Origin of the sequence: Corynebacterium jamesii, from assembly GCF_046097395.1 — a bacterium.
In the GTDB taxonomy this organism is placed as follows: Bacteria; Actinomycetota; Actinomycetes; order Mycobacteriales; family Mycobacteriaceae; genus Corynebacterium.
The window spans coordinates 1,343,774-1,353,284 of record NZ_CP175789.1; the positions used below are offsets into that span (position 1 = coordinate 1,343,774).

9 protein-coding genes and 2 pseudogenes are annotated in these 9,511 nt (G+C 59.7%); 6 read left to right on the forward strand and 5 right to left on the reverse strand.

Annotated features, from left to right (window positions below; translation table 11 throughout):
* Positions 1-4 precede the first annotated feature (4 nt).
* Both ACKFRT_RS06105 and ACKFRT_RS06110 read left to right on the forward strand, forming a co-directional pair.
* Positions 5-1,138 carry an IS1249 family transposase gene (locus tag ACKFRT_RS06105; protein WP_408926070.1) on the forward strand — a complete coding sequence of 378 codons (1,134 nt, stop codon included), beginning with the start codon at positions 5-7 and terminating at the stop codon, positions 1,136-1,138.
* A gap of 43 nt (positions 1,139-1,181) precedes the next feature.
* A pseudogene (locus ACKFRT_RS06110) lies at positions 1,182-1,472 on the forward strand (IS256 family transposase); the annotation flags it as partial.
* A 45-nt stretch (positions 1,473-1,517) separates the two neighbouring features.
* Here ACKFRT_RS06110 and rplF read toward each other — a convergent pair.
* Both rplF and rpsH read right to left on the reverse strand, forming a co-directional pair.
* Positions 1,518-1,616: pseudogene (gene rplF, locus ACKFRT_RS06115) on the reverse strand (50S ribosomal protein L6); the annotation flags it as partial.
* A gap of 14 nt (positions 1,617-1,630) precedes the next feature.
* Positions 1,631-2,029: a 30S ribosomal protein S8 gene (gene rpsH / locus ACKFRT_RS06120; protein WP_034986964.1), complete on the reverse strand. Its 399-nt coding sequence runs from the start codon at positions 2,027-2,029 to the stop codon at positions 1,631-1,633.
* 523 nt (positions 2,030-2,552) lie between these two features.
* On the opposite strand from rpsH, the gene ACKFRT_RS06125 reads away from it, so the two are divergent.
* The 3 genes from ACKFRT_RS06125 to ACKFRT_RS06135 are packed head-to-tail and all read left to right on the forward strand — an operon-like array spanning position 2,553 to position 5,598.
* Positions 2,553-3,671, forward strand: a complete 1,119-nt coding sequence (locus ACKFRT_RS06125; protein ID WP_005325331.1) for an iron ABC transporter permease — start codon at positions 2,553-2,555, stop codon at positions 3,669-3,671.
* Entirely contained in the window at positions 3,671-4,765 is a 1,095-nt protein-coding gene (locus ACKFRT_RS06130; RefSeq protein ID WP_005325330.1) for an iron chelate uptake ABC transporter family permease subunit, read from the forward strand. The genes ACKFRT_RS06125 and ACKFRT_RS06130 overlap by 1 nt, the downstream gene beginning before the upstream one ends.
* Positions 4,766-4,815: 50 nt before the next feature.
* Entirely contained in the window at positions 4,816-5,598 is a 783-nt protein-coding gene (locus ACKFRT_RS06135; RefSeq protein WP_019176090.1) for an ABC transporter ATP-binding protein, read from the forward strand.
* Between the two features lie 10 nt (positions 5,599-5,608).
* On the opposite strand, the gene ACKFRT_RS06140 is transcribed toward ACKFRT_RS06135, so the two are convergent.
* The 3 genes from ACKFRT_RS06140 to ACKFRT_RS06150 form a co-directional block, all read right to left on the reverse strand.
* Entirely contained in the window at positions 5,609-6,247 is a 639-nt protein-coding gene (locus ACKFRT_RS06140; protein ID WP_005325329.1) for a DedA family protein, read from the reverse strand.
* A 173-nt stretch (positions 6,248-6,420) separates the two neighbouring features.
* Positions 6,421-7,437, reverse strand: a complete 1,017-nt coding sequence (locus ACKFRT_RS06145; protein ID WP_005291893.1) for an iron-siderophore ABC transporter substrate-binding protein — start codon at positions 7,435-7,437, stop codon at positions 6,421-6,423.
* 65 nt (positions 7,438-7,502) lie between these two features.
* Positions 7,503-8,447, reverse strand: coding sequence for a methionyl-tRNA formyltransferase (locus tag ACKFRT_RS06150; RefSeq protein ID WP_144794265.1), 945 nt, complete (start codon positions 8,445-8,447; stop codon positions 7,503-7,505).
* 59 nt (positions 8,448-8,506) lie between these two features.
* On the opposite strand from ACKFRT_RS06150, the gene ACKFRT_RS06155 reads away from it, so the two are divergent.
* Positions 8,507-9,511, forward strand: coding sequence for an alpha/beta hydrolase (locus ACKFRT_RS06155; RefSeq protein WP_408924702.1), 1,005 nt, complete (start codon positions 8,507-8,509; stop codon positions 9,509-9,511).

Sequence of the window (9,511 nt, forward strand, 5' to 3'; positions counted from 1 at the left end):
TCCCATCTACTCAAACGGAACAAAACCTGGGACACTTCACTGCACCCACTGCGGACACTCCTTTACCCGCAACACCCAAACCCACAACAAAAATACCGCCACCATGGCTTTGTTCATCCAATGGGCCACCGGCACCCAATCTCTAACCACCTTCGCCGCACACCATGGCGTAACCAGGCAAACCATGCACCACCGATTCCGATGGTGCTGGTGGATCATCCCCACACCCACCATCGACTCATTCCGCATCCATGACCAAATCTTCCTCGACGCGACCTATCTAAAGTCCGGATGCCTCCTGATCGCAGCCAGTAAAACCCACGTCATCAACTGGACCTGGGCCAGACACGAAACCACCGCCGCCTACACCGAACTCCTACGCCCCATTGCCGCACCACTAATCGCAGTCACAGACGGCGGACAAGGTGCCCAATCAGCCATCCACCACTGCTGGCCAACAACACGCATCCAACGCTGCCTCGTCCACACCCAACGAACAGTCCGCCGCCACACCACCAGCAACCCCCGCACCGATGCCGGCAAAACCCTCTACCGCCTAGCCCTGAAACTCACTCGCATCACCGACCTTGACCAAGCATCCACATGGGTCGCCCACCTGCACGAATTCGACCACACCTACCGGGAATGGATGAACGAGAAAACCACCATCAAAGACCCTGCTACCGGCGCCTACACCAAGGTCTACACCCACCAACGCGTCCGAGCGGCCTATCAATCATTGCTATCTCTGCACCGCAGAGACCTGCTGTTTACCTACCTGCAACCCCCACCAACAACCATCGACCCCGACAACCTTGCAGCAACAACAAACAGCCTCGAAGGTGGCATCAACGCCCCCATAAAAGAACTAGCCCGCAGACACCGCGGACTATCACTACCGCATCAACGCACAGTGATGGATTGGTGGCTGTATCTACATACAGAAGTCCCTGACGATCCGGTCAAGATCGCCAGGGACCAACGATGGGGTCAAGACGCACTTTCCACAGCAACAGACCTGATCACCCACAACACCACAGCCACTACCAATGACATCGGTGCACCAGCAGAATACGACACCGCCATCGACACCAGCTACCAACACAACCTCGGCATCCAAAAAGGCTGGATCAAATAACCGCAACACGCCCGGAAAAGACACACTTTTCTTTACTTAACCCATCAACGCCCCCATAAAAGAACTAGCCCGCAGACACCGCGGACTATCACTACCGCATCAACGCACAGTGATGGATTGGTGGCTGTATCTACATACAGAAGTCCCTGACGATCCGGTCAAGATCGCCAGGGACCAACGATGGGGTCAAGACGCACTTTCCACAGCAACAGACCTGATCACCCACAACACCACAGCCACTACCAATGACATCGGTGCACCAGCAGAATACGACACCGCCATCGACACCAGCTACCAACACAACCTCGGCATCCAAAAAGGCTGGATCAAATAACCGCAACACGCCCGGAAAAGACACACTTTTCTTTACTTAACCCGCCAGGGTGCCCTTAGGACCCTTGACTTCAACGTTCTGGCCGTTGATGGTGACGGTGACGCCAGAGGGGACGGTCACCGGTGCCTTGCCAATACGAGACATGGTTAAACCTCCTCTTACCAGACGTAGGCGAGGACTTCTCCGCCCACGCCCTTGTTGTTGGCCTCACGGTCAGTCAGCAGACCCTGGGACGTGGAGATAATAGCCACGCCCAGGCCACCGAGAACCTTTGGCAGATTAGTGGACTTTGCGTAAACGCGCAGACCCGGCTTGGAAACACGACGCACGCCAGCGATGGAACGCTCGCGAGATGGGCCGTACTTCAGGTTAAGCTCCAGGGTCTTGCCGACGGTCTCGTCGTTAACGGAGTAGTCGGCGATGTAGCCTTCCTGCTTCAAGATTTCGGCGATGTTGGCCTTGATCTTGGAGGATGGCATAGACACGGTGTCGTGGAACGCATTGTTTGCGTTGCGCACTCGTGACAACATGTCCGCAATCGGATCAGTCATGGTCATGTGAAGTGACCTGTTGCCTTTTTCGTTACGGTTCCCGTGCTCACCCTTGATGAATCGCGTGTACCGCACGATCGCTGGCTACTCACGCTCCGCCTAACTCAGTAGTTAGGGGTGCTCGCTGCCTTTATCCGTGCGGCCGCTTCGGGCGAGGGGCCTGTAACAAAGTGGATGTACAGTTTTTCTCCCTTGTAGCGGGAGACTCTTTCCGCAGGTCATGTGGCATTCCCGGGATTTTGACGCGTTAGCGTCGAAAAAAAGAACATGGGGGTACCTACCTACGGCAAGACCTGACTAGCCTAGCAACCAGCTAAAACATGTCCAAATCCCTGCTCAGAAGCATAGAGCTGAGGTGTAGGGTCGGCGCCATTCAGGGCCGACCGACCTCACTAGCCGCACCTGCTGGCTCACACACTCACCTGCACAGCTCCACAATCCCTCCTTGTAGTACTTGATTAGGCTTACCTTGTTCACATAAGCTTGCTCCCGTTAAGATCATGGACTTTCACGCGTCAAGGAGGGATGCATGGCTATCTCTACCCCGCATGCGCAATCCCCTTCTCAATCACACCTGGGGTCTCGCGCGGACGCTACTGCGGACGCTTCTGCCAGCGCTCCATCAGGTAAAATCCCGCGTCGCCTCGTCGGCCTCGGCGTCCTTTTCCTCCTATTGCTCGCCAGCATCGTTGCCAGCATCGTGTTTGGATCACGGCAGATCCCTTTTGGAGAAGTGTCCGCCGTGTTCCGCGATCTCGGCACGGCGTTCGGCCACGCGGAGGGGCTGAATGTGGATCAGCGCGTGATCGTCGAGCTCCGCATTCCCCGCACCCTGTTGGGCCTAGTCGCCGGTGCTGCCCTTGGCGCCTCCGGTGCATTGATCCAAGGGCACACGCGCAACCCTCTCGCGGACACGGGCATTCTCGGCATCAACTACGGTGCGTCCCTGGCCGTGGTTGCCAGCTTCTCCTTGCTGGGTGTGACGTCCGTGTGGGCTACCAGCATGTGGGCGTTCGGTGGGGCCATCGCTGCTACTGCGTTGGTGTTTAGTTTGGCGTCCATAGGAGGAGGACAGGCCAATCCAATGACGCTGGTCCTCGGCGGCGCGGCTTTGTCCGCGGTCCTCAGCGCCATCATCAGCGGTTTTATCCTCACTGACGATGCCAATCTGGATCGCATGCGCTTCTGGACCGTCGGCTCCATCGCGGGCCGGGATCTCACCGTGTTCTACGGCGTGCTGCCGTTTATCCTGGTGGGCCTCCTGCTGGCGTTCATCACGGCACCGCAGCTAAACCTCCTGAATCTGGGCGATGACATCGCCTCCGGACTGGGCATCAACACCCAGCGCGCCCGCCTGATTGGCATGGCTCTGATCGCACTGCTGGCCGGTGCCGCGACAGCTGCCGCCGGCCCCATCACCTTCATCGGCCTGGTGGTCCCGCACCTCGTGCGCGCCATCACGGGCCCTGATTACCGCTGGATCCTCCCTTACTCTGCCCTGACGGGTGCGGTGATGATGCTGTTCGCAGACGTGGTGGGCCGTCTGATCGCTCGTCCGGGCGAGTTGCAAGTAGGCATCATCCTCGCGTTCGTGGGCGCGCCGTTCTTCATCGCCCTTATTTATCGACGCCGGGTGGTGGCCATTTAATGAGTTCCCTCCTTGCCCGCCCTACCTCTTCCACTATCCCTGGGCGCCCGCCATTCCGCGTGGGCTCATTTTCTGTGGTCTGGCGCCCTCGCGCGTTGACGGTGTCTCTATTGCTGCTCGTGGCGATCGTCTTGCTAGCGGCGGTCTCCATCGGCCTGGGTGACTATCCTGTGTCCCCGGCTCGTGTGCTGGAGGTGCTGTTCACCGGCCAGGGCACCCGCATTGAGCGTCTGGTGGTTTTGGATTGGCGCATGCCTCGTGCGCTGACGGCCATTCTGGTGGGCTGTGCGCTGGGATTATCCGGAGCCCTCACTCAGTCCGTGACTCGCAATGCGCTGGCCAGCCCGGATATCTTGGGCTTCACTACGGGCGCGTCCGCGGCCGCGGTCACCGTCATCACTCTGGGTGGTGGCGCTGGTGGTTTCCTCGGCTGGCTCAGCAGCATCGGCATTCCCTTGGCCGCGGTGCTTGGTGCGGCTGTCACCGCAACGGTGATGTGGGCTCTGGCGTGGAGGAGATCGACTGATTCCTTCCGGCTAGTGCTGTTCGGCATCATCATCTCTGCTCTGTTGACCTCGTATATCAACTTCCTGATGATCCGCACGGAGTTGCGCGATGCCGCGGCCGCGCAGTTCTGGCTTACTGGCTCCCTGAGCACTGCGGACTGGTCCAAGATGTGGCCCATCGCCATTGTTGTGTTGGTGTTTACACCGCTGCTGGCCTGGATTGGTCACCAACTTTTAGCCACCTTGCTGGGCTCGGATACTGCACGGGCTTTGGGACAAAACGTCCAGGGTGTGCAGGTGCTTCTGCTCGCCGCTGCCGTGGCTTTGGCAGCAGTGGCGGTCTCGGCCGCTGGCCCCATCGGGTTCGTCGCCTTCGTGGCCCCACAGGTGGCGCTGCGCTTGTGCAACTGCTCTGCACCACCGCTTCTGGCCTCTGCGCTGACCGGCGCTGCGCTACTCCTGCTGGCAGATATCAGCACCCAAACTCTTCTGCCCGTAGAGCTGCCGGTGGGCATTCTCACCTCGGCAATCGGCGGTGCGTTCCTTATTTATTTGCTGGTCCAACGGAATAGGTCAACCACGGCATGAGAAAAGATCCCACCCTGGAAGTTAGCAGTGCCGCGAACAAAGAAGGACACATGACTCAGAAGCACAGCATGAGCGCACGCGGCCTCGCCGTGGGCTACGGCGACCGGACGGTCATCGAAGGCTTGGACGTGGACTTTCCTCGCGGGCAGATCACCACAATCATCGGCCCCAATGGCTGCGGCAAATCCACGTTGTTGCGAGCCATGTCTCGTCTCCTTCCGGCGAATGAGGGCGAAGTGCTGTTAGACGGCGCCGATATCTCATCCATCAGGCGCAAGGACCTCGCACGGACCATCAGCGTGCTGCCACAAACCCCTACCGCCCCGGAGGGACTCAACGTGGCTGATCTCGTCTCGCGCGGTCGGCACCCACACCAATCGTGGATCCGTCAGTGGTCGTCCACGGACGAAGCCGAGGTGCACAAGGCGCTGGAAATGACTGGCTCGATGGGGCTGGCGGAGCGCACCCTGGATTCTCTGTCCGGAGGGCAGCGGCAGCGTGTGTGGATCTCCATGGTTCTTGCGCAGAACACGGACATCCTGTTCCTGGACGAGCCCACCACCTACCTGGATCTGGCCACGTCGGTAGAGATTTTGGAGCTGGTGCAGCGTCTACGCCGAGAGCTGGATCGGACTGTGGTGATGGTGCTGCACGATCTCAACTTGGCTGTACGCTACAGCGATAATCTCGTGGTGATGAAGGATGGACAGGTCCTCGCCACCGGGCGTCCCAGCGAGGTCATTACCCCAGAGCTACTGCTCGAGGCGTTTGCCCTCAACGCGCTAGTCATCGAGGATCCTGTCACCGGCGGTCCGCTGATCGTCCCCAAGTGACGATCAGGGCTTAGTCCTCCATCAGCTCCTGGGCGGGAGTCTTCTTGGACTTCCGCCAGTTGATCATCGCGGAAATCACCACCGGAGTCACAGACACCAGCACGATGACGATGGCGATCATGTCGATGCGATCCGCAATGCCCGGGATATCCCCCAGCAGCACGCCAATGCCGACCATGCTGACAATCCACAGCACTGCACCCGTGACGTTCCATCCCACGAACTTCTTGTACGGCATCTCCGCGGTACCAGCGGCCACGGGAATGTAGGTACGCACGATCGGGATGAAGCGCCCCAGTACCAGAGCCAACGGCCCGTACTTCAGGAAGAAAGCCTCGGCTTGTTCGAGGTGCTCGGTTATGAGGATCTTGGCGTCGGGCTTAAACAACTTGCGGCCAAAGCGGTGGCCGAGCCAGAAACCTACCTGGTCGCCCAAGAACGCCGCGACGATGGCCACGCCCACCAGAATCGGAACGTTCAAGCCCAGCTGATCGCGCAAGATTGCCGCGGTGACCAGCATGGAATCGCCGGGGAGGAACGGGAAGAGCACGCCGGATTCAATAAAGATAATCAGCGCAATGCCGCCGAGCGCCCAGCCGCCAAAGTTCTGGAGCAGGGTGGTGGCGTCCATGAGGTCGCTTAAGTGCACAGGGAATCCCTTCTAGAAAACAACTGGTCTATTCTTACCCCGGTTTCTGACCGGAATACAGGCAGCTCGCCCCTAGCGTGCATCCGTTATCCCCATGAGTGCCCGTCCCCTAGCCAGCAACAGCAAAACCGCCCCAGCACGTTCATGCGGGGCGGTTCGGCAGTTGATTCAGACTACTTCGTGGCGTCTGCCAACGGCTGCTCGATCTTGTCCAGCAGGTAGTTCAGGCTCAGCACGGTCTGCCATCCGAAGGCCTTTTCCAGGTCGCCTTCCAGGTAGACACTGTGTCCGTCCTTCACGGCGGGCAGCTTGCCCACGATCGGATCCTCGGTCACAGAAGCCTTGCTCTGCTTCGGAGAGTAAGACAGTTGATCCCACACCAGCACGTCAGAGTTGATCTGGTCTGCGTTTTCCTTGGAGACCTCACCGTAGAACTTGTCCTTGGTGATGCCCGCGTAGGCCGGGTTGATCTTGAATCCCAGCTCGGTGAAGAAGCGGCTACGCGGATCGCCCTCGGCAAAGACAGCCAGGCTCTCGTCGGAGACAGTGGCCACGCCGAGTTCCTTTTCGGCCCATTCTGGGTGGCGGCCCTTGAGCTCTGCGAACTTCTCCTTGACCTGCTCCACCTGGCGCTTTGCCTCTTCAGGCTTGCCCACGGCCTGCCCGATCTCTTCCGTGGTCACGTCCCATGGTTGCTGTAGTTCTTCGTATTCGCCCTTTTGTACGACGACAGGGGCGATCTCAGACAGCTTCTTGTACGTGTCTTCATCGATGTCCGAGTACACGGCCACGATGAGGTCTGGATTGTCCTTGGCGATGGCTTCCGCGTTGACTTCTGTGTCCTTGTCGATCCGAGGAGTGTCGCCCTCGATCTTGTCATTGGACCAGTTGCCCGCAGCCTGACCATCCGGGGTCATTCCGTCCCAGTACTTCACGGAGACAGGAGTAACTCCCAGCGCCAGCAGTGCGTCCTGATCCGTGTAGCCCAAGGAGACCACGCGCTGCGGGGCTTCCTTGATTTCGGTGGAGCCGTAGCGGTGCTCGATGGTGGTGGGGAATGCGCCCTGCTCGGCGTTGACTGCCTGGGAGTCCCCGGAATTTCCGGACTGGTCATCAGTCGAGCAAGCGGTCAGTGCCGCGCCCAAGGTCAGCACAGCAGCGGTGCTAACGAGAATCTTCTTGAGTGTCATTTTTCTCCGTTGTTACTGGTGACGGATTTCCGCGCGAGGCGTGGCCCGTACACAAAAGGGAAAGGTCAAACCTTTGGTTGGATATATCCAGCCCTATGTCCAAAGAATTCGGTGGCGGTCAGTTCCGAGTTGTCGTCGAGACGAACACGATCCAGAACAATCGCCGGCGCCGGCACGTTGGCACGGGGCGATCCACAGACCACCGCGATTCCTCCCTCGTGAGGGATGGTGACTCGGCCGGGGGTTCCGCCGAAGCGGCCCTGCGAGACGTGCGCGGAAAGCACGCGGACGCGCTGGCCTCGGAATTCAAAGTAAGCATTGGGGTACGGGTCGGACTGCGCCCTGACCAGCAAGGCGATATCTTCCGCAGGTTGGGTGAAATCTATGCGAGATTCCTGCTCGCCGCGCTTGTGGAAGTACGTAGCGCGGGTGGGATCTTGAGGTTGCGCAGTGGCGGTGCCTTGGGCGACGTCACTCAATGCGCGTTCCACGAGGGGCTCGATGAGGTCGATGGTCTTGGCCACGAGATCCGTGGTGGTGTCCTGCGGACCCACGGGGATCGCGCGCTGGGCAACGATGGGTCCGCCGTCCAGCACTTCATCCATCTCGTGCACAGTGACGCCCACGTGAGTTTCCCGGTTCAACAGCGCCCACAGGATGGGCGAAAATCCGGCGTACTCGGGCAGGAGACCATCGTGGACATTCAATGCGCCGTGCTTGGCCAGGCTGAAAACCTCGGGAGGAAGCCAGGTTCGCCAATTGTTGGCCACGATGATGTCTGGTGCAGCATCGCGCAACGCCTCAATGACGTCTTGACCCACGCGCTCAGTGACACACACCTGGAGCTCATGTTCGCTGGCGAGCTCCTCAACGGAGTCTGCCCACATTTGCTCATAAGGGTGATCGCTGGCAGGGTGCGTAACTACCAAAACTACTTCATGACCAGCATTGATGACCGCAGACAACGTCCGGTGTCCCCACGACTGATAGCCGAAAATAGCAACTCGCATGCAGGGGATGTTAGCTTAGGTTTACCTATGTAGTCAATGATGAAAGTGGCGCAATTTTCATGCCAGACTCCCCGGACGTGACCACCCTTCACCGAATCTCGGTGCCCGCGGATGCGGAAGCCCTCGTTTTCCCGGACCCCTACCGCTCGAACGTCGAGCTCACCGAATCGATGTCCACCGTCGATGTGCGCATCCCGGCGCACTCAGCAGTGACCTATAGCTTTCAATCCGGCGAGCTGAAATATCCCGATCCACATAACGCACACGGCGCAGGCCCACAGGCGAGCCTATTGAGCGGCGATTCTGTGGACCAGACACTCTGGCCGCCTCGCTCCCCAGAAGTCATCGCGGACTTGCCCGGCGCACGCCTGTCCATCGACCGGAAGGTATTCGGCAGGCGCTGCACCGCGCGCCTCGATGACCGCGGTGCGGATACCACCGTGGTGTTTTTGGATGGCGATGACTGGATCCATCTGCATGACCTCACGGGCGCACTGGACCGGGCAGTCACGGCAGGGCTTATCCCCCAGATCAACCGCGTCTTCCTGCCGGCAGCCAAAGACCGCAGCGAGGAGTACACCTCCCAAACATTCGCCAGCGCACTGGCCACCGAGCTTCCGCCGATCATCAACAGCAGCCACATAGTCCTGGTGGGGCAAAGCTTCGGCGGTCTCTCCGCCCTGCGCGCAGCTCTTACGGCTTCCACCGAAACCACGCCTGCAATCAAAGGAGCCATCGCCCAGTCCCCTGCCGTCTGGTGGTCCGCTGACCGTTCTGCAGAGCTCGCGGACACGCTCTCGGACGGGCCCGCAGGAGGCGACATTGCCGCACAGCTCACTGGCCCCTCACTCGAAAATCCTGCGGCTCACAGTGGCTCCGGTCTGGCACGCATCGTACTGACGTGCGGTGCAGAAGAGCCGCCCATGCAACGACACGTGGATGCAGTGGCCGATACCCTGACACGCCGCGGCTTTCCCACCACCAATCACCGCACGCCCGGTGGCCACGACCCTGCGATGTGGCGCCACGGGATCATCCCGGCACTCGCCGAATTGCTGGGCTGA